Consider the following 18929-nt stretch of genomic DNA (forward strand, 5'->3'; position numbering starts at 1 on the left):
TGCAAGTGGAATCGGTTTTCTGACGTCACGCCCCTTCGAGGGCGTACAGGGCGCGGTCTTCGCCGACCGCGCGAGGCTTGGGAATGCTGTTTTGGCCGCAGCCGCTACCCGGAACCATTCACCAATGAGAACGGTTGACGTCTTTAAATAATTAGTCGGAAGGCCTGATCGCCAGCGGGGCTAAGGTGCGTCAGCGTGTCGCAGTTCTCACACTGCACCTTTGAGGAGCATTAGTTCTCTTTCTCATTTGACAATCATTATCATTAAGAATAATTTGTCGCTCGATGTGTTGGACGGCCCAGCCCCCGCTTGCCGTCCCACGAACCTATTGGCAGCAAGGTGATTTCCATGACGGAACAAGTGTCCACAAGCAGGTGCGATTCACCGCTACTTCAGGCATTCGTCGACAATCGACTGATCCTGGTCAAGATTGCAGCCCGCATTACCGGCTGCCGGTCGCGTGCTGAAGACGTGGTGCAGGATGCGTTCTTCCGGCTGCAATCCGCGCCGCAGATCACGTCTTCGTTCAAGGCTCAGCTCAGCTACCTGTTCCAGATCGTGCGCAACCTGGCGATCGATCACTACCGCAAACAGGCGCTGGAGCAGAAGTATTCGGGTCCTGAAGAGGAAGGCCTGAACGTAGTGATTCAGGGCGCTTCGCCGGAAACCTCGCACATCAACTTCTCGACCCTGGAAAACATTGCCGACGCGCTGACCGAGCTGCCCAGCCGCACCCGCTATGCCTTCGAGATGTACCGCCTGCACGGCGTGCCGCAAAAGGACATCGCCAAGGAGCTTGGCGTCTCGCCGACCCTGGTGAACTTCATGATTCGCGATGCGCTGGTGCATTGCCGCAAGGTGTCGGGCAGTCGCGTGGATACTTTTGCCCGTCGCTGATACTCAATCGCGCCTATAAAAAACGCAGCCCGAGGCTGCGTTTTTTTGTATCAAGCCAACGCACACCGATCAAAAAACCGCTCACGCCCCAACACCATCAACGCCGCGCGCTTGTGCGGGAAGTCGAACGCTTTCTCGCAGTGGAAACCCTGGTTCTGCATATGCCCGATCATCTTTGCGTTGTCGGCGCGAGGCTCGGCAACCACTCGCTGAGTGCGGGGATCGTCGAGAAACAGGTAATGCGTCAACGCCGATAACCAGCTCGCCACCTTGTGCGGACCTCGGTGATTTTCTTCACCCACCAACATGTGAATACCGCGGTCGTAATCGCCGGCGTCATAGAACGGCGCGATGCGATCTTCCTTGGCCCAATAGGCTTCAAAGTAGGCGAACGGCTGATCATCGAAACACCCGATCAGCGTCAACGTGTGGGGATCGGCTTCAAGTTTGCTCAGGTACTCGTGATGCTGCTCGAGGCTGCCCTCCTCCTGCCAGAAACTCGCCACGCGCGGGTTGTTCTGCCAACGATTGAAACGCGCCAGGTCCAGGTCGATGTCCACCGTGCGCAGGGAAATCCAGGTACCCAGGCGCGCATCAAAACGCCGATAGACTTCACCACGCGGTTTCACCGGACGCAGCGGATGACGCTTGCCACCACTGATGACCAGTTGCTGTGGATAACTCGATGTCTGTGACGCGCCCAGCCAAGGCTGAGGCAACTGCCAGAACAGCGTGCGCTCGCAACGATACTGGCCGACGATTTCGGTCGGAACCAGCAACCCGCTGAGCAATGCTTCGGTGGGGGCTTCATCGAGATGCCAAGTCAGGCGCTGGCAGGCCGGGGCACGGGCAAACAGCCAATAACAGGCCGCCCAGACAGCCCGATTGTCGGCGTGGTCGAAGCGCTCTTCTAAGTGCACTTGCAACGCGGGCTCGCGAGTCAGGCGCAACTGAATCAGCGGTTGCCCTTCAAGGCTGAGGCACAGACGGCTTTCGCTTTCGTCAGCTACAAGACGGCTTCCTGTCGGCAAGGCCAGGGCAGTCAGGTCATTCAGAGTGGACATGGGTCGGGCTCACGTTAATCGTCGACAGTTCAACGAGGTGACGTGAGCCAGTGCAGGAAATTTAAGAGAAGTCGGTCAATACGCGACCTGCGGTGCGATCTCAGTTACCCGGGACCGGAACGATGGCAATCTTGTAAGGATCGAAAATCTTCAGCATCTGACCATTGTCCCGCAACCCTTGCAGCAACTTGCCGAACGCCTCGCCACTGATCGGTGCGGCCGGCCGTAGGATGGCGTAGTGGTGATAAACCTGATCGATACGCTGGGACACCAGCAGCTGATCGGCGACTTTCTCGTTGCGCAGCAGGTAATCGCTCAGATATGAACGCGTCACCAGGGCAACGTCGGCACGCCCGCGCAGCACCATCAGCAAGTTACTGTCATGGGAATACGTCAGCGTGGCGTTGTAGTTTTGCGCGAGGAACTTTGGATCGGCATTGAAGTTGGCGAATTCGTAGTGATAGCCGCTGAACAGCGCCAGACGCTTGCCGGCGAGGTCGGCAAAATAATTCTGCTGACGAACCGGCTGGCCATCGGGCTGGCGTTGTGCGACGAAGATCTCGGCGTCTTCCAGCCCCATGTCGACTGTGGTGTGCGGGATGTCCTTCCAGCCCCAGTCCGGGTTCTCGAAAATCGCCATGTCCACCCGGCTTTGCTTGAAGTCACCGAAACGCCGGGGAATGGAAGTGGGCACCAACACAAACTGATAGTCGGTCTGCAAGGCATTGAGCGCCTCGACCAGCTGCGGCAGCAAACCGGTATCGGCACCGGATTCCGGGCGCACGGTATAAGGGGGGAAATGTGCGGCACCGACCCGCACCTGCTGTGCGGCCTGGGATGGAACCACGCATAACACCGCAAGCGTCGCCAGCAAAAGCCGCGAAGCCGTCCGAATTGGCGAAGACATCAAAACAATCCACTCCCCAAAAAAATACGCGTCAATGCATTCAAGCTAGGCGGTTTCGGCGACTTAGCCAGTTTCCTTCTGATTCAAAACAAACTTACTGCTTTTCTTCCAGCACGAGAATCAATGCCTCATCGGCCAATTGATCGAGGCTCATGCTGCCGCCGGCGCGAAACCAGGTGGTGGTCCAGGACAACGCACCCGTCAGAAAACGGCGGGTGATGAACACATCGCCGCGAATAAAACCGGCCTCCTTGGCTTCACCCAACACTTGCAGCCAGAGTTCTTCATAAATGTCGCGCAGCGCCAGCACCTGCGCCTGCCCGTCTGCGGACAGTGAGCGCCATTCATACACCAACACCGCCATAGCCTCGCCGCTGCCGCCCATGATCGACTGCAATTCACAACGAATCAGCGCCAGTACCCGCTCGCGCACACTGCCGGCTTCCGCCAGGGCTGCGCGCATCAACGCGGTGTTGTAGCGAATGGTTTCCTCCATCACCGCCCGCAGGATCTCGTCCTTGCTTTTGAAGTGATGAAAAATGCTGCCTGACTGAATCCCCACGGCGCCGGCCAGATCGCGCACGGTGGTGCGTTCGTAACCTTTGTTGCGGAACAGGTGAGCCGCCACTTGCAGCAGTTTGCCGCGAGCGCTGTCCGGGTCGGTCAATTGGCCGCTGTCGACCAATTCGCGCATCACCCTCAGGGCTTTTTGCTCGTCCACCCGTTCTCTCCTACAGTCGATCAATCAAATACGCCGCTCACCGCTAAAACTGCGGGGTTGCGCGGGCAATTTAAGCTGGCCGGAGCGACCAAGCAAGCGCTCGGGCAGAAGATATTTCAGCCGTTTACAAACCAAGCGCTTGCTTGGTAGTCTCGATGTACTTCTGTCAGGGGTGGTTATGGAGTCGACTGTGGCAAAAACAATCCGCATCGGTTGCGCCAGCGCCTTCTGGGGCGACACCTCGACCGCCGCCGCGCAACTGGTGGAAGGTGGGCGCCTGGACTATCTGGTCTTCGATTATCTGGCCGAAATCACCATGTCGATCATGGCCGGCGCGCGGATGAAAGATCCCCAGGCCGGTTACGCCAGCGACTTCATCGAAGTCCTCAGCCCGCTGTTGGGTCAACTCGCCGAACAGAACATCCGCGTCATCAGCAACGCCGGCGGGGTCAACCCGCAAGCCTGCGCCGCCGCCCTGCAAGCGGCTTGCGACAAGGCCGGGGTAACGCTGAAAATCGCCGTGCTGCTGGGCGATGACCTGCAGCCGCAGCTCAAACAGCTGAGCAGCCGCGGTATCCATGAAATGTTCAGCGGCGCGCCTTTGCCGCCGATGTGTGTCTCGACCAACGCCTACCTCGGCGCACCGGGCATCGTCGAAGCCCTGCGTCTGGGCGCCGACATCGTCATCACCGGACGCGTGGTCGACAGCGCCGTGGTCAGCGCCGCGCTGGTGCATGAATTCAGCTGGTCCTGGCACGACTACGACAAACTCGCCCAGGCCGCATTGGCCGGGCACATCATCGAATGCGGTGCCCAGTGCACCGGCGGCAACTTCACCGATTGGCACGAGGTGCCCGACTACGAACACATCGGCTTCCCCATCGTGGAAGTCAGCGCCGACAGCCAGTTCATCGTCAGCAAACCCGAAGGCTCCGGCGGGCTGGTCACACCGCTGACGGTCGGCGAGCAGATGCTGTATGAAATCGGTAACCCGCAGGCGTATCTGCTGCCGGACGTGGTCTGCGATTTCACTGAAGTCAAACTCGTGCAACAAGGCAAAAACGCGGTTCGGGTGCACGGCGCAAAAGGCTTGCCGCCGACCGATCAGTACAAGGTCAGCGCGACGTACCCGGACGGTTTCCGCTGCACCGCCAGTTGCCTGATCGCCGGGATCGATGCGGTCGACAAGGCGCGTCGAGTCAGCGAAGCCATCATCAACAAGACGTCGGAAATCTTCAGCCAGCGCGGTTGGGCCCCCTACAGCGAAGTGAACATCGAACTGCTCGGCAGCGAAGCCACTTACGGCCCCCACGGTCAGCGCCAGGACAGCCGCGAAGTGGTGATCAAACTTGCGGTGCGTCATCCGGGTAAACAGGCGCTGATTGTGTTCTCCCGTGAGATCGCCCAGGCCGCCACCGGCATGGCGCCGGGACTGACCGGGATCGTCGGTGGACGGCCGACGGTGTATCCGCTGATCCGGCTGTTCTCGTTCCTTATCGACAAAAACGCCTGCACGCTGGAAATTGATCTCAAGGGCCAGCGCCACCCCTGCGCCCTGCCCGCCGTGGATGTGCTCGACACCGCCGACTTGCCCGTAGCGTGCGCCCCACCGAAACCCTCAGACCGGGCCGATGCCAGCGTGGCCCTGGTCAAACTCGCTGTGGCGCGCTCCGGTGACAAGGGCAATCACAGCAACATCGGCGTCATGGCCCGCAAGCCGGAGTACCTGCCGTGGATTGCCGAAGCCTTGACCCCGGAAGTGATCGTCGACTGGATGAGTCACGTCCTCGACCCGATCCATGGACGTGTCGAACGCTGGTACCTGCCGGGCACCCACAGCCTTAATTTTCTGCTGGAGAACGCCCTGGGAGGCGGTGGTGTGGCCAGCCTGCGGATCGATCCGCAAGGCAAGGCCTTCGCCCAGCAACTGCTGGAAATCCAGATACCGGTGCCTCAGCGCATCGCCGACCAGGTCAACTAGAGGATTGTCGCCATGGCATACGATTCGATTTTCAAAGCCGATTTGTTTGCAGGCAAAAACATCATCGTCACCGGTGGCGGCAGCGGCATCGGCCGTTGCACCGCTCACGAACTGGCGGCCCTCGGCGCCCATGTGCTGCTGCTCGGGCGCAAGGCCGACAAGCTGAAAAACGTCGCGGCCGAGATTACCGAGGATGGCGGCAAGGCTGACTGGATGGTCTGCGACATTCGTGAGGAAGAAGCGGTCAAGCATGTGGTCAGCGAGTTGATCCGCAAGTACGGACCGATACACGGTCTGGTGAATAATGCCGGTGGGCAGTACCCGTCGCCGCTGGCGTCGATCAATCAAAAAGGCTTCGATACGGTGCTGCGCACCAACCTGATGGGCGGCTTTCTGATGGCCCGGGAAGTGTTCAACCAGTCCATGAGCAAACACGGCGGCGCCATCGTCAACATGCTCGCCGACATGTGGGGCGGCATGCCCGGCATGGGCCACTCGGGTGCGGCGCGTTCGGGCATGGACAACCTGACCAAGACCGCCGCGTTCGAATGGGGTTATGCCGGGGTGCGGGTCAACGCCGTGGCGCCGGGCTGGATCGCGTCCAGTGGCATGGACACCTACGAAGGCGCGTTCAAAGCGGTGATCCCGACGCTGCGTGAGCACGTTCCACTGAAACGCATCGGTACCGAATCGGAAGTCAGCGCGGCGATTGTTTTCCTGCTCAGCCCGGCTGCGGCGTTTGTCAGTGGCAGCACCTTGCGCATCGACGGCGCCGCCAGCCTGGGCGGGCGCGCCTGGCCGATACACAAGGCGCAGATCAGCGAGTCGTATAACGGCTTCCATCGCGCCTATTTGCCGGACGTCCTCAAGGATAAGGAATAAGCCATGCCGGTGATTCAGTCGCAAGTAGACCCCTTCAGCGAACAGTTCGCCCGCAATCGCGCGGCGATGCTGGTCGGCATCGAACAGGTCCGCCAGCTCGAACAGAACCTGCTGAACAAGGCAGCCGAAGCCAAACCCAGGTTCGACAAGCGCGGGCAATTGTTGCCCCGGGAACGCCTCAATCTGCTGCTGGACCCAGGCGCCCCGTTCCTCGAGCTGGCGAGCCTGGCTGGCTACAAACTGCACGACGACAAAGACGGCAGTTCGGCTGGCGGCGGATTGATCGCCGGGATCGGCTACGTGTCCGGCGTGCGCGTGCTGGTGGTGGCGAACAACAGTGCGATCAAGGGCGGGACCATTTCCCCCAGCGGTTTGAAAAAGTCCCTGCGCCTGCAACAGATCGCCATGGAGAACAAACTGCCGGTCATCACCCTGGCCGAAAGCGGTGGCGCCAACCTCAATTACGCAGCGGAGATTTTCGTCGAAGGCGCCCGCAGTTTTGCCAATCAGGCGCGGATGTCGGCCATGGGCCTGCCGCAAATCACCGTGGTCCATGGCTCGGCCACGGCGGGCGGCGCCTATCAGCCGGGGCTGTCGGATTACGTGGTGGTGGTGCGTGGCAAGGCCAAGCTGTTTCTGGCCGGCCCGCCGCTGCTCAAGGCTGCCACCGGCGAAGTCGCCACCGATGAAGCGCTGGGCGGCGCCGAGATGCATGCGCAAATCGCCGGCACCGCTGAATACCTGGCCGAGAACGATGCCGATGGCGTGCGCCAGGTCCGCGAGATTGTCAGCCTGTTGCCGTGGAATGATCAGTTGCCCTGGTTACCCGAACGTCGGTGGGAGGAACCTCTCTACCCCATCGACGAGTTGCTCGGGCTGATTCCTGACGACGCGAAAAAACCTTACGACGTGCGCGAAATCATCGCGCGGATTGCCGACGGCTCGAACTTCCTCGAGTTCAAGGGCGAGTTCGATCAGCAAACCGTCTGCGGCCATTTGCAGATTCAAGGCCGCGCCTGCGGATTCATTGGCAACAATGGGCCGATCACGCCCAAGGGTGCGAGCAAGGCGGCGCAGTTCATTCAGCTCTGCGACCAGAGCAAGACCCCGCTGCTGTTCTTCCACAACACCACCGGGTTCATGGTCGGCACCGAGTCGGAGCAGCAAGGCGTGATCAAACACGGCGCGAAAATGATTCAAGCGGTGGCCAATGCCCGCGTGCCTAAACTGACCATCGTCGTCGGTGGCTCCTACGGCGCCGGCAACTACGCGATGTGCGGCCGCGGCCTCGACCCCCGCTTCATTTTCGCCTGGCCCAACAGCCGCACGGCGGTGATGGGCGGCGCCCAGGCCGGCAAAGTGCTGCGGATCGTCACCGAGGCCAAACAGGCCAAGGACGGTCTGGTGCCCGACCCGAAAATGCTCGACATGCTGGAACAGGTCACCGCGCAGAAACTCGACAGCCAGTCCACCGCGCTCTATGGCAGCGCCAGTTTGTGGGACGACGGGTTGATCGATCCTCGCGACACCCGGACCTTGCTCGGGTACTTGCTGGATATCTGTCATGAGGCTGAAGTGCGGCCGCTGCAATCCAACAGTTTTGGTGTAGCCCGCTTCTAAGGACGATAAGGAGAACAATAAAAATGATCTTCACCCAGGAACACGAAGCACTGCGCCGCACCGTCCGCCAATTCGTCGATCACGAGATCAATCCTCACGTCGAGGAATGGGAAAAGGCCGGACGCTTTCCGATCCACGAGATCTTCCGCAAGGCCGGCGACCTCGGCCTGCTGGGGATATCCAAACCGGAAAAGTTTGGCGGCATGGGGCTCGATTACAGCTATTCGATCGTCGCGGCTGAAGAGTTCGGCACCATCCACTGCGGCGGCATTCCGATGTCCATCGGCGTGCAGACCGACATGTGCACCCCGGCGCTGGCGCGTTTCGGCTCTGATGAGCTGCGCGAAGAATTCCTGCGGCCGGCGATCACTGGCGAGCAGGTCGGCTGCATCGGTGTTTCCGAAGTCGGCGCAGGGTCCGACGTGGCCGGTTTGAAAACCACCGCCCGCAAGGACGGCGACGACTACGTGATCAACGGCAGCAAGATGTGGATCACCAATTCGCCGAGCGCGGATTTCATCTGTCTGCTGGCCAACACCTCGGACGACAAACCGCACATCAACAAGTCGCTGATCATGGTGCCGATGAACACGCAGGGCATCAGCCTCAGCTCGCACCTGGACAAGCTCGGCATGCGCAGTTCGGAAACCGCCCAGGTGTTTTTCGACAACGTGCGCGTGCCGCAACGCAACCGCATCGGCCATGAGGGCGCGGGGTTCATGATGCAGATGCTGCAGTTCCAGGAGGAACGGCTGTTCGGCGCGGCGAACATGATCAAAGGCCTGGAGTACTGCGTCGACAGCACCATCGAGTACTGCAAGGAGCGCAAAACCTTCGGCAGTGCGCTGATCGACAATCAGGTCATCCACTTCCGCCTGGCCGAACTGCAAACCGAAATCGAATGCCTGCGGGCGTTGGTCTATCAAGCCACCGAGCAGTACATCAAAGGCCAGGACGTCACCCGTCTGGCGTCGATGGCCAAACTCAAGGCCGGGCGTCTGGGCCGCGAAGTCAGCGACAGCTGCCTGCAATACTGGGGCGGCATGGGTTTCATGTGGGACAACCCGGTGGCCCGCGCTTACCGTGACGTACGGCTGGTGTCGATCGGCGGCGGTGCCGACGAAATCATGCTGGGGATCATCTGCAAACTCATGGGCATCCTGCCGGGGAAAAAGAAATGAGCACCCTGCCGGTTTGCCAGACCTTGCTGCTCGAACCGCATAACGGTGTCCTGCACATCACCCTCAACCGCCCCGAAAGCCGCAACGCCATGAGCTTGCAGATGGTCACCGAACTGCGTGCGGTGCTGGCGGCGGTGCGTGACGACCGAGCCATTCGCGCGCTGGTGATCGGCGGTGCGGGCGGACATTTTTGCGCCGGTGGCGACATCAAGGACTTGGCCAACGCACGCGCTCAAGGCCCGACCGCCTATCGCGACTTGAATCGCGCGTTCGGTGCGCTGCTGCAAGAGGTGCAACACGCGCCGCAAGTGGTGATCACGGTGCTGCAAGGCGCGGTGCTCGGCGGTGGTTTGGGTCTGGCTTGCGTCAGCGACGTCGCCTTGGCCGATCACCAGGCGCAATTCGGTCTGCCGGAAACCAGCCTCGGCCTGCTGCCCGCGCAAATCGCGCCGTTCGTGGTCCAGCGCATCGGCCTGACTCAGACTCGCCGACTGGCGCTGACCGCTGCACGTTTCGATGGCACGCACGCCCGGCGCATGGGATTGGTGCATTTTGTCGAGCATGACGCGCAAGCGTTGGCCGAGCGTCTCGATGAAATTCTGGCCCACGTGTTGTGCTGCGCACCGGAGGCCAATGCGACGACCAAAAAGCTGTTGCTGGCGAGCGCCGGACAGCCATCGAATGCGTTGCTGGATGAAGCGGCCGATTGGTTCAGCGAGGCGGTGACCGGGGCTGAAGGTATTGAGGGGACCATGGCCTTCGTGCAAAAGCGTAAACCGGGGTGGGCGCCTTAGAAGCTTCGCGGGCAAGCCTCGCTCCTACAGTCGCTGATACCTGTAGGAGCGAGGCTTGCCCGCGAATAGGTCCTTACATACACCGCAAAAACCAAGGGAATATCCCATGCCCGGACTCAGCAAAATCCTGATCTCCAACCGCGGTGAAATCGCCTGCCGCATCCAGCGCACCGCCCAGGCCCTGGGCTATCGCACGGTCGCAATCTTCAGCGATGCCGACGCCGATGCGCTGCATGTGCAGATGGCCGACGAAGCCGTGAACGTCGGCCCGGCCCCGGTGCAACAGTCCTATCTGAATATCCCGGCAATCCTCGACGCCGCCCGGCGCACGAGCGCTGACGCGATCCATCCGGGCTACGGTTTCCTCTCGGAAAACGCCGGCTTCGCCCGCGCCTGCCAGGATGCCGGCATCACCTTCATTGGCCCCAGCCCTGACGCCATCGAACTGATGGGCAGCAAACGCCTGTCGAAACTCGCCATGCTCGATGCCGGTGTGCCGTGCATCAAGGGTTATCAGGGCGAAGAACAGGACGACGCAACCCTGAGCCGCGAAGCCGCACGCATCGGCTATCCGCTGATGATCAAGGCCAGTGCCGGCGGTGGCGGGCGGGGCATGCGCCTGGTGCACGAGGCCAATGATTTGCTCGAACAACTGCGCACCGCCCGCTCCGAAGCGCTGCACGGGTTTGGCAGCGGCGAACTGATTCTCGAGCAAGCGCTGATCGACCCGCGTCACGTCGAAGTTCAACTGTTCGGCGACCAGCACGGCAATCTGATCTACCTTGGCGAGCGCGACTGCTCGATCCAGCGTCGCCATCAAAAAGTCATCGAAGAAGCGCCCTGCCCGGTGATGACCGCCGGGTTGCGTCAGGCCATGGGTGAAGCGGCACTCAAGGCCGGTCGCGCGGTGAATTACGTCGGCGCTGGCACCGTCGAGTTCCTGCTGGATGCACGCGGGCAGTTTTACTTTCTGGAGATGAACACCCGACTCCAGGTGGAACACCCGGTGACCGAATTGATCACCGGCCTCGATCTGGTGGCCTGGCAGTTGCACGTCGCCGAAGGACTGCCTCTGCCGTTGCGCCAGGAGCAAGTGCAGCTCAACGGTCATGCCATGGAAGTCCGTTTGTACGCCGAAGATCCGGCACACGGTTTTCTTCCACAAACCGGCCGCATCACTGCCTGGGAGCCTGCGTTGCAGGGCGGTGTGCGGATCGATCATGGCCTGATCGAAGGCCAGACCGTCAGCCCGTTTTATGACCCGATGCTGGGCAAGATCATCGCCCACGGCGCCACCCGCGAAGAAGCCCGGCGCCAGTTGCTGCGGGCGGTGCAGGACAGCGTACTGCTCGGCGTGCAAAGCAATCAGCGCTTGCTCGCCAGCCTGCTCGAACACCCGCAGTTCATCAGTGGCGAGTTCAGCACCGGGTTCATCCCGGCACACTTTGCCGAGCATCCCTGCCTGCATGCGCATGTGCCGAGCGCCGCAGAACTGGCCATCGCTGCTGCGCTGTTCTATCAGGCCTCAGCGCAGGTTCATCACGCGCCACTGGCCGGTTGGCGCAACAACGCGAGCGTGCCATTGCACTATCGAATCGGCCTTGAGGATCAGGATTGGCCGGTGGAATTGAACGCTGTGCCGGGTGAGCCGTATCGGATTCAAGTCGGCACAACGCCCTTTGAATTGAAGGTCATTCAGTGCGACGGACGCTGGGCCAGCCTGGAAATCAACGGCATCCGGCGACGTCATGCCTACCGTCTCGAGGCCGGGCAACTCTGGCTGTTCACCCGTCCCGGCAGTGTGCGGCTGGCGGACCGGACGCAGGCGTTGGTCAGCAGCCAGGCCAGCGTCAGCACCGGCACCCTCAAGGCACCGATGGACGGGGCGATCGTCGACGTGCTGGTGAGTGAGGGCAGCCCGGTCAGTAAAGGCCAGTTGTTGGTCGTGCTGGAGGCCATGAAAATGGAGCATCCGCTCAAATCAGGCATCGACGGCGTGCTCAAACGCTTGCAGGTCAGGGTCGGTGACCAGGTGAAAAATCGTCAGATTTTGTTGGAGGTCGAATAAGCCGCTAGGCGGATCCGCCGGGTTTGGCTACGCTCAAGCCCTATCAGGACGCGGATACCAGGAACCCTGCGATGCCTCATTGGCTGGTCATTGATCTAGAAGCCACCACCGATGAGGGTGGTTGGCCAGTAACGGAAATGGAAATCATCGAAATCGGCGCCACCCTGGTGGACCGCAAGGGGCGTGAACTGGATGCTTTCCAGCGTTTCGTCCAGCCGCTGCGTCGGCCCTTGTTGACGCCGTTTTGCCGGCAATTGACCCGCATCACCCAGGCCAACATTGACTCCGCGCAGCCTCTGAGTGAGGTCTGGGCGTCGTTCGAACACTGGCTCGGCCAGCATCACTCGCTCCTCGAAGGCTGGGCCAGCTGGGGCGATTACGATCGCAAACAGTTGGTTCAGGAGTGGGAGCGCCTGCAACTCGACAGTGCCCTGAGCCGGGTGCCGCACATGAACCTCAAACAGCGCTTTGCCAAGGCTCGCCGGCTGGAACGCCCGCTGGGGCTCAACGCCGCGCTGCAACTGGCGGGCATGCAGTTCAGCGGCCAACAACATCGGGCGCTGGAAGATGCGCGCAATACCGCACGATTATTGCCACTGGTTCTTCCGTCTTAGAGAGGTGACGCCAGCATGGGCCTTGTGCATACTGGCCGGCCCTTTTTAGCCCTTTTCGAGGAATCGCCCATGTTTAAAGTCAACGAGTACTTCGACGGCACCGTCAAGTCGATCGCCTTTGGCACCGCTGAAGGTCCTGCGACCATTGGCGTCATGGCACCGGGCGAATACGAATTCGGCACCAGCCAGCGTGAAATCATGCACGTGGTGTCCGGCGCCCTGACCGTCAAACTGCCAGACAGCAGCGACTGGGAAACCTTCGCCGCCGGCAGCCAGTTCAACGTACCCGCCAACAGCAAGTTCCAGCTGAAAGTGGCCGTCGACACCGCTTACCTGTGCGAATACCGCGGCTAAAACCCTGGGTTTCACAGCGACAAAAAAATGCCCGAGTCCTTGGACTCGGGCACTTTTTATTCAAGGGCAGTTGTTCAAATTGTCTTATTCCAGAACCGTCACCGGCATACCGACTTCAAGTTGGCCATTGCTGTCGTTGACCAGGTTCTGACCGAACATCGCACCATCGGCCTCGGCGCGGTATTTCTGCAACGTGGCCAGAGGTTCACGATCTTCGCTGCGCTCACCGGTTTGCGGGTCGATGGTGGTCAGAATGCAGCGTGAACACGACTTGACCACGCGGAACTCGACATCGCCAATGCGGATACGCTTCCAGCCATCTTCGGCATACGCCTCGCTGCCCTCGATCACCAGATTCGGCCGAAAGCGCAGCATTTCCAGCGGGCGGCCGACTTTTTGCGACAAGTCTTCCAGTGAGGCCTGGCCGATCAGCAACAACGGAAAGCCATCAGCGAAGGCCACCTGATCGTCATCCTTGCCATAGCCGGCCTGGGTGGTCCGTGCTCGCTCAAGAGGGACTTGCACCAGGCGAGTCGGTTTGCCAATGAATTCGCTGACCCAGGCACCCGCCTCATCACCGGCATCCGGCACACGCAACGTATCGCGCCAGATGGTCACGCCACGCAGTTCCGCGTCGCTGGCAGGCAAGGCGATATCGATCGGTGAGCGGCCCGGCGCACTGAGGGTCAAGCCACCGTCGGCATTCCACAACGCCGACAGCTGACTCATCTGCGCCACCGCACGTTGGGTCAGAAACCGCCCGCTGGCCTCGTCCACCAGCATCCAGCGTCGATCACCGTCCAGGCCCAGCTTGTCGAGGCTGACCTGCTGCAGGGTCTCGCCCTTGCCGGATTTCAACGGATAACGATACAGCGCGCTCAGACGCAACATGGCCAGCTCCCTGGTGGGCAAAAACGCCACCCTATACGAGCTTGATCGCCGAATCAAAGGCTGACTTCAGGCCAGCCTCTTGCACCGTTATCAGGCAGGCACTTCATCGAGCATCAAGCGCTGGCGCACCACATCGATGAGTTTGTCCGGCTGGAATTTGGAGAGGAAGTTGTCGCAGCCGACCTTCTTGACCATCGAGTCGTTGAAGCTGCCGGACAACGAGGTATGCAGAACCACGTAGAGGCCTCGCAGACGCGGGTCGTTGCGGATTTCCGTGGTCAGGCGATAGCCGTCCATTTCCGGCATTTCTGCGTCGGTGAAGACCATCAGCAGTTTGTCGGTCATGTTCACACCGGTATCGGCCCAGGCCTTGAGCATGTTCAGTGCCTTCAAGCCATCGCTGGCGATGTGCATCTTCACGCCCAACTGACCCAGGGTGTCACGCAATTGCGACAGCGCCACGTTCGAGTCGTCCACCAGCAGCACTTCACGGCCACGGGCACGTTCCAGAACCGGATCTTCGAGTTTGTCGCGCGATACCTTGGCGTTGTACGGGACGATTTCCGCCAGGACTTTTTCGACGTCGATGATTTCCACCAACTGGTCGTCGACCTTGCTGATAGCGGTCAAGTAATGCTGACGACCGGCGCTGGCCGGCGGCGGCAGAATGGCTTCCCAGTTCATGTTGACGATACGGTCCACACCACCGACCAGGAACGCCTGTACTGAACGGTTGTACTCGGTAACGATGATCGTACTGGTCGGGCTTGGCACCAGCGGACGCATGCCGATGGCCTGGGACAGGTCGATCACCGGCAGGGTCTGGCCACGCAGATTAACCACACCGCAGACAAATGGATGACGCTGGGGCATCAGGGTCAGCTTCGGCAGTTGCAGCACTTCCTGCACTTTGAACACGTTGATCGCGAACAATTGCCGTCCGGCCAGCCGGAACATGAGAATTTCCAGGCGATTCTCACCCACCAGTTGCGTGCGTTGGTCTACCGTGTCGAGAATGCCGGCCATCAATGACTCCTGGGCTTGTTCTGATGAATTCACTAAAGGGGGTTATCGGCTGTTTTCGCCGGACCTTGACCCTCCTGTAAAATGCCATGACCAAACATTGATGTCACATTAACATCATGCTTTACTGGCCAGGCAATTTCATCTGCCCCATTACCTGCCGCGAGACCTCGTTTCGTTCGGTTGGTTCCCCCGTGTAAGGGATTCCCCTAGTAGCAATCAGGTCCAACCTGATATTCGCAATATCCAATAGCCATTAATGTGACGCCATTCTCATTGCATGAACGGAGTCAGGCTTTTGTGTGCGATCGCAGGTAAGTGGCCATCCACCCTATCGAGCTCCCCAGCCTGCAGCCAGACAGGCCGGCGCGCGATCTCACGACGGCATGGCAATGCGGGGACTCTGATCGTCCCCGTCGACACACACGACATTCCCGCATTTGACATGACGTTGTGGAGATAAACATGCCGAACGATCGTAAAGAATGGGCTCACCGGCTCCCGCAGTTTCTCGTCGAAGCTGAGACACTCCTGGTTAAAACCGAGGAATGCCTGAGTCATTTGCAACTGATCAGCAATGACAAAGATGCCATCGACTGCATGCTGAGCACCCTGCTCAAACTGGCCAACAAGGCTGATGCCCTCGCTCTGGCAGCCGTTTCGGAGTTCTCGTTGCACATCCATGGTTTGCTGAGCCATGCCCAGAATCACATGGATTTACACGACCAGGCCCTGAGCGCGCTCAAGGACTGCCTGACGTTGATCGCCTGGCAACTCGAGCTCATCGATCAGAAGACCGGCCAACTCAGCCTTGATGACAGCGAACAGACATCCCTGATCGAAGCCTTCGCCTTTCAGGTCGGACACAGTCAGTTTCAGCCCCCCGCTAATTCCAAGCCGTTCACACTCGTTTCCTTTGCAGGTCGGCAAGCCTGAATTATCGGGCGCCTACGCTGTGCTGCGAATATTTATTGCCATGATTGCCTCTCTAACTTTAGCGGGCGCATGTCGCAATTGAATATCCCATACCTGCTTACGACAACTCGAAACAAATAAACCCTTCTTGCCAGCCAACTTTTTCCATTATGGAACTGCTGTCCATAAACGCTTATTTCCTGACTCGGCAGACCTATATACCAAACGCGACCAACGGTATCTTAAGTGGTATTATGCCGCCCATTAGTTGACGTCAATTAATGGCAGAGTGACTCCAGACAGAGACCCGTCATCCACGATGCCCGGTCTTCCCGCAGCGAACATCCATTGGCTCCATCCGCTATGTACGCCAGCCTCAAGTCGATCACCCTGAAGCCACCCTCCCGAAAAAACGCGCGCCTGGTCACGCTTGTTTTGTGTACCTGCTCGGCGCTTGGCTGTCTGCTGATTTATAACCTGTCAACGCCCCTGCCGCTGAGTCTGCTGGCACTCAATATTGCGGCACTGACCTGCGTCTGGGTGCAGTACTGTCTTTCGCGCAAGTCGATAAAGTTTGAACCCCAGGAGTTGGCTGACCGGTTGTTGGAGGTTCAGGAAAACGAACGACGCCGGCTCAGTCGGGAACTGCATGACGATATCGGCCAATTGCTGACCGCGGCAAAACTTCAAAGCGACTGGCTCAAACGCCGAATGCCAGAAGAACTTCAGGGCCAGTGTTCGGTGCTCTGCGATACGCTGGAAGAAACCCTGGCCAAAGTGCGAGATGTATCGGCCATTCTCAATCCGAGGCAGCTGACCAGTCTCGGGCTGGAAGCCAGCCTGCGGGCGCATTTACTCAAGACGCTGGCCAACACGCCGGTGCACTGGAGCCTGGAATGCCATCAGCGTTTGGCCGGTATACCGGAGGAAATGACGCTGGCCGCCTTTCGAATCACCCAGGAAGCGGTGACCAATATATTGCGTCATGCCGAAGCGAAAAACCTGTTGGTCCGCCTGCAACGACAGCCTCAGGGCCTGACACTGTTGATCAGTGACGATGGCCTGGGATTCGCGCCAGCGACCGATCCGGGTCGTGAGGGGCAACGTGGAATGGCAGGGATGTCGGAACGGATCAATCAGCTGGGCGGCACACTGAGCGTGACCAGCGAGCCGGGCAAAGGCACTCAAATCGAAGCACTCTTCCCCTGGGCGCCGCGTGCGCTCGAACGGGCCAGTACGAATAAGGTTATGCGTTGACTTGTAACTTACTTCTGGTGGATGACCACTCGCTTATCAGGGCAGGCGTGCGCGCTCTGGTGCTGGATATTCCCGGCTACGCGGTAATCGGTGAGGCCAATGACGGCTCGCAGTTGCTCGAGATGGTCGAGCAGCTGTCCCCGGACATCGTCCTGCTGGATATTTCCATGAAGGAAACCAGTGGCCTTGACGCCTTGCAGCGACTCAAGCGAGTACGCCCGCAGAGCAAAGTGCTGATCCTGTCGATGCACACGGATCCAGCACTGATCATGCAGGCACTGGAATCCGGCGCACATGGCTACCTGCTCAAGGACACCACGGCTACCGAGCTCGAACATGCCCTGGATGCCTTGCGTAACAATGAACGCTACCTGAGCCCGGCCATCGCCCACACGGTCATCAACCAGGCGCTGACCCGAACACAGAAAAACCAGCCGGAACCTGCAGACTCGCACAACCTGACAGCGCGTCAGCTGGAAATCCTTCGGCTGATCGTTCGCGGAAAATCCACCCGGGAAATTGCCAATGGCCTGGGCCTCAGCATCAAGACCGTTGAAACCCACCGCTCGCAGATCATGAAGCGCTTGCAGATCTACGATGTGGCGGGCCTGGTGCTGTTCGCCGTTCGCGAGCAGATCATCAGTCTGGATGATTGATCAATTGCGATGACCCCAGCAGCGGCGAGTTGTCAGGTAAATGCACGCGCAGTGCCGCTGGACGTGTCGAGAAACGCAAGTTGTCACCTTCCAGCGGTTCGCCATCGAGGTTGATGTAGAGGCCTTCCGAGACCTTGATTTCGACCCATGGCAACCGGACTCGCACAAACATGTTGTCGATGCCGAAGCCATCGGCGAGCAGGGTTTTCAAGGTGCCGACGACTTCCTGCGGCGCAGGCAGAATACTGATGTCCAGCAGACCGTCGTCAGCCAGCGCGTCTGGACACAACACATGTCCACCGCCGGCCTGCCGGCCATTGCCGATGCCCAATGCCAACAGGTCGCCACTCCACTGGAAATCAGGCCCCTGCAGCTCGCCATAGGCTGCATGCAACTCACTGAAGCGCGATAAACCGGTGAACAGGTAAGCCGCACCCCCGAGGACTTTTTTCAAGTCCTCCGAGGTGTTTGCCGTGACCTGACTGCCAAAACCGCCCGTGGCCATATTCAGGAACACCTGCCCGCCGACCTCCCCCAGATCAATGGCGCTCGGCGCAACATCGAGAAGTTCCAGCGCCTGCGCGGGCTCCAGAGGCACGCCGGCGGCACGCGCAAAATCATTGGCGGTCCCCAACGGCATCATCACCAGACTGGCCGGCGTCGAATGCGCCGCCATGGCTTCGGCAATATCGCGCAAGGTCCCGTCACCGCCACCGGCGATGATCTGCAGGTAGCCTGCCGCCAGCGCTTCATCCACCAGCCGCTGTGCGTCGCCCGCCTCCCAGGTCACTCGAACGGCCAGCTCCCAACCCTGTTTGCGCTTGTCCGCAACAGCAGAACGAACCGCTTCGTTGAGCGCTTGCTTGCCGTGCAGAATCAACAGCGCCTTGCGCTCGCTCATTAGTTGTCACTCCCATGATTGAATTCCGTATGGGAGATGTTGACCTCACCTCACCCCATAAAAGTCGCAAGAATTTGAATTATTTGAAGTCGAGCGCTATGGCGTCCTACAAGGCGGGACTTTTTCTTACAAGATGTGAGGAATCGGCTCAATTGACCGCCCCATGCGATTGGTACACCTTGGCGCCTGCAGTTATCTAACAT

General features: G+C 59.9%; 18 protein-coding genes. 12 read left to right on the top strand and 6 right to left on the bottom strand.

The window, feature by feature from the left end; genetic code table 11:
• Positions 1–348: 348 nt before the first annotated feature.
• Positions 349–897 carry an RNA polymerase factor sigma-70 gene (locus tag ABH912_RS11875; RefSeq protein WP_033059180.1) on the top strand — a complete coding sequence of 183 codons (549 nt, stop codon included), beginning with the start codon at positions 349–351 and terminating at the stop codon, positions 895–897.
• 50 nt (positions 898–947) lie between these two features.
• Here ABH912_RS11875 and ABH912_RS11880 read toward each other — a convergent pair whose 3' ends face one another.
• The 3 genes from ABH912_RS11880 to ABH912_RS11890 form a co-directional block, all read right to left on the bottom strand.
• The gene (locus tag ABH912_RS11880; protein ID WP_429510758.1) at positions 948–1961 is read right to left on the bottom strand and encodes a GNAT family N-acetyltransferase; all 1014 of its coding nucleotides are present in this window, start codon (positions 1959–1961) and stop codon (positions 948–950) included.
• 100 nt (positions 1962–2061) lie between these two features.
• Positions 2062–2868 carry a substrate-binding periplasmic protein gene (locus ABH912_RS11885; RefSeq protein ID WP_429510759.1) on the bottom strand — a complete coding sequence of 269 codons (807 nt, stop codon included), beginning with the start codon at positions 2866–2868 and terminating at the stop codon, positions 2062–2064.
• Positions 2869–2962: 94 nt separating this feature from the next.
• A complete protein-coding gene (locus ABH912_RS11890) occupies positions 2963–3589 on the bottom strand; it encodes a TetR/AcrR family transcriptional regulator (protein ID WP_008145910.1) in 627 nt (208 codons plus the stop codon).
• Positions 3590–3779: 190 nt separating this feature from the next.
• On the opposite strand from ABH912_RS11890, the gene ABH912_RS11895 reads away from it, so the two are divergent.
• From ABH912_RS11895 to ABH912_RS11930, 8 genes are all read left to right on the top strand, one after another.
• On the top strand, positions 3780–5570 hold the full coding sequence (locus tag ABH912_RS11895; protein WP_429510760.1) for an acyclic terpene utilization AtuA family protein: 1791 nt from the start codon (positions 3780–3782) through the stop codon (positions 5568–5570).
• Positions 5571–5582: 12 nt separating this feature from the next.
• Positions 5583–6452: an SDR family oxidoreductase gene (locus ABH912_RS11900; protein ID WP_429510761.1), complete on the top strand. Its 870-nt coding sequence runs from the start codon at positions 5583–5585 to the stop codon at positions 6450–6452.
• Between the two features lie 3 nt (positions 6453–6455).
• The gene (gene atuC / locus ABH912_RS11905; protein WP_429510762.1) at positions 6456–8072 is read left to right on the top strand and encodes a geranyl-CoA carboxylase subunit beta; all 1617 of its coding nucleotides are present in this window, start codon (positions 6456–6458) and stop codon (positions 8070–8072) included.
• Positions 8073–8095: 23 nt separating this feature from the next.
• Entirely contained in the window at positions 8096–9253 is a 1158-nt protein-coding gene (gene atuD / locus ABH912_RS11910) for a citronellyl-CoA dehydrogenase (RefSeq protein ID WP_429510763.1), read from the top strand.
• Complete coding sequence (locus ABH912_RS11915) at positions 9250–10047, top strand: enoyl-CoA hydratase/isomerase family protein (RefSeq protein ID WP_429510764.1); 798 nt, start codon at positions 9250–9252, stop codon at positions 10045–10047. The genes atuD and ABH912_RS11915 overlap by 4 nt, the downstream gene beginning before the upstream one ends.
• A 106-nt stretch (positions 10048–10153) precedes the next feature.
• Positions 10154–12115, top strand: a complete 1962-nt coding sequence (locus tag ABH912_RS11920) for an acetyl/propionyl/methylcrotonyl-CoA carboxylase subunit alpha (protein WP_429510765.1) — start codon at positions 10154–10156, stop codon at positions 12113–12115.
• Positions 12116–12186: 71 nt separating this feature from the next.
• A complete protein-coding gene (locus tag ABH912_RS11925) occupies positions 12187–12729 on the top strand; it encodes an exonuclease domain-containing protein (RefSeq protein WP_429510766.1) in 543 nt (180 codons plus the stop codon).
• Between the two features lie 69 nt (positions 12730–12798).
• Positions 12799–13083, top strand: coding sequence for a pyrimidine/purine nucleoside phosphorylase (locus ABH912_RS11930; protein ID WP_007940055.1), 285 nt, complete (start codon positions 12799–12801; stop codon positions 13081–13083).
• A gap of 84 nt (positions 13084–13167) precedes the next feature.
• Here the strand turns inward: ABH912_RS11930 and ABH912_RS11935 are convergent, their stop codons facing one another.
• On the bottom strand, positions 13168–13974 hold the full coding sequence (locus tag ABH912_RS11935; protein ID WP_429510767.1) for an MOSC domain-containing protein: 807 nt from the start codon (positions 13972–13974) through the stop codon (positions 13168–13170).
• 90 nt (positions 13975–14064) lie between these two features.
• The gene (locus tag ABH912_RS11940; RefSeq protein ID WP_033059163.1) at positions 14065–15000 is read right to left on the bottom strand and encodes a chemotaxis protein CheV; all 936 of its coding nucleotides are present in this window, start codon (positions 14998–15000) and stop codon (positions 14065–14067) included.
• A 462-nt stretch (positions 15001–15462) separates the two neighbouring features.
• Here ABH912_RS11940 and ABH912_RS11945 point away from each other — a divergent pair, with 462 nt between their 5' ends.
• The 3 genes from ABH912_RS11945 to ABH912_RS11955 all read left to right on the top strand — a co-directional run bounded on the left by ABH912_RS11945 (position 15463) and on the right by ABH912_RS11955 (position 17825).
• A complete protein-coding gene (locus ABH912_RS11945) occupies positions 15463–15933 on the top strand; it encodes a hypothetical protein (protein WP_429510768.1) in 471 nt (156 codons plus the stop codon).
• Positions 15934–16275: 342 nt separating this feature from the next.
• Entirely contained in the window at positions 16276–17169 is an 894-nt protein-coding gene (locus ABH912_RS11950) for a sensor histidine kinase (protein WP_429513093.1), read from the top strand.
• On the top strand, positions 17166–17825 hold the full coding sequence (locus ABH912_RS11955; RefSeq protein ID WP_033059158.1) for a response regulator: 660 nt from the start codon (positions 17166–17168) through the stop codon (positions 17823–17825). The genes ABH912_RS11950 and ABH912_RS11955 overlap by 4 nt, the downstream gene beginning before the upstream one ends.
• Here the strand turns inward: ABH912_RS11955 and yegS are convergent.
• The gene (gene yegS / locus ABH912_RS11960; protein WP_429510769.1) at positions 17809–18726 is read right to left on the bottom strand and encodes a lipid kinase YegS; all 918 of its coding nucleotides are present in this window, start codon (positions 18724–18726) and stop codon (positions 17809–17811) included. The two genes, ABH912_RS11955 and yegS, sit on opposite strands and share 17 nt — an antisense overlap.
• Positions 18727–18929: the final 203 nt, after the last annotated feature.

The sequence above is a fragment of the Pseudomonas sp. BT76 TE3572 genome, assembly GCF_050435365.1.
GTDB lineage: Bacteria > Pseudomonadota > Gammaproteobacteria > Pseudomonadales > Pseudomonadaceae > Aquipseudomonas > Aquipseudomonas fluorescens_W.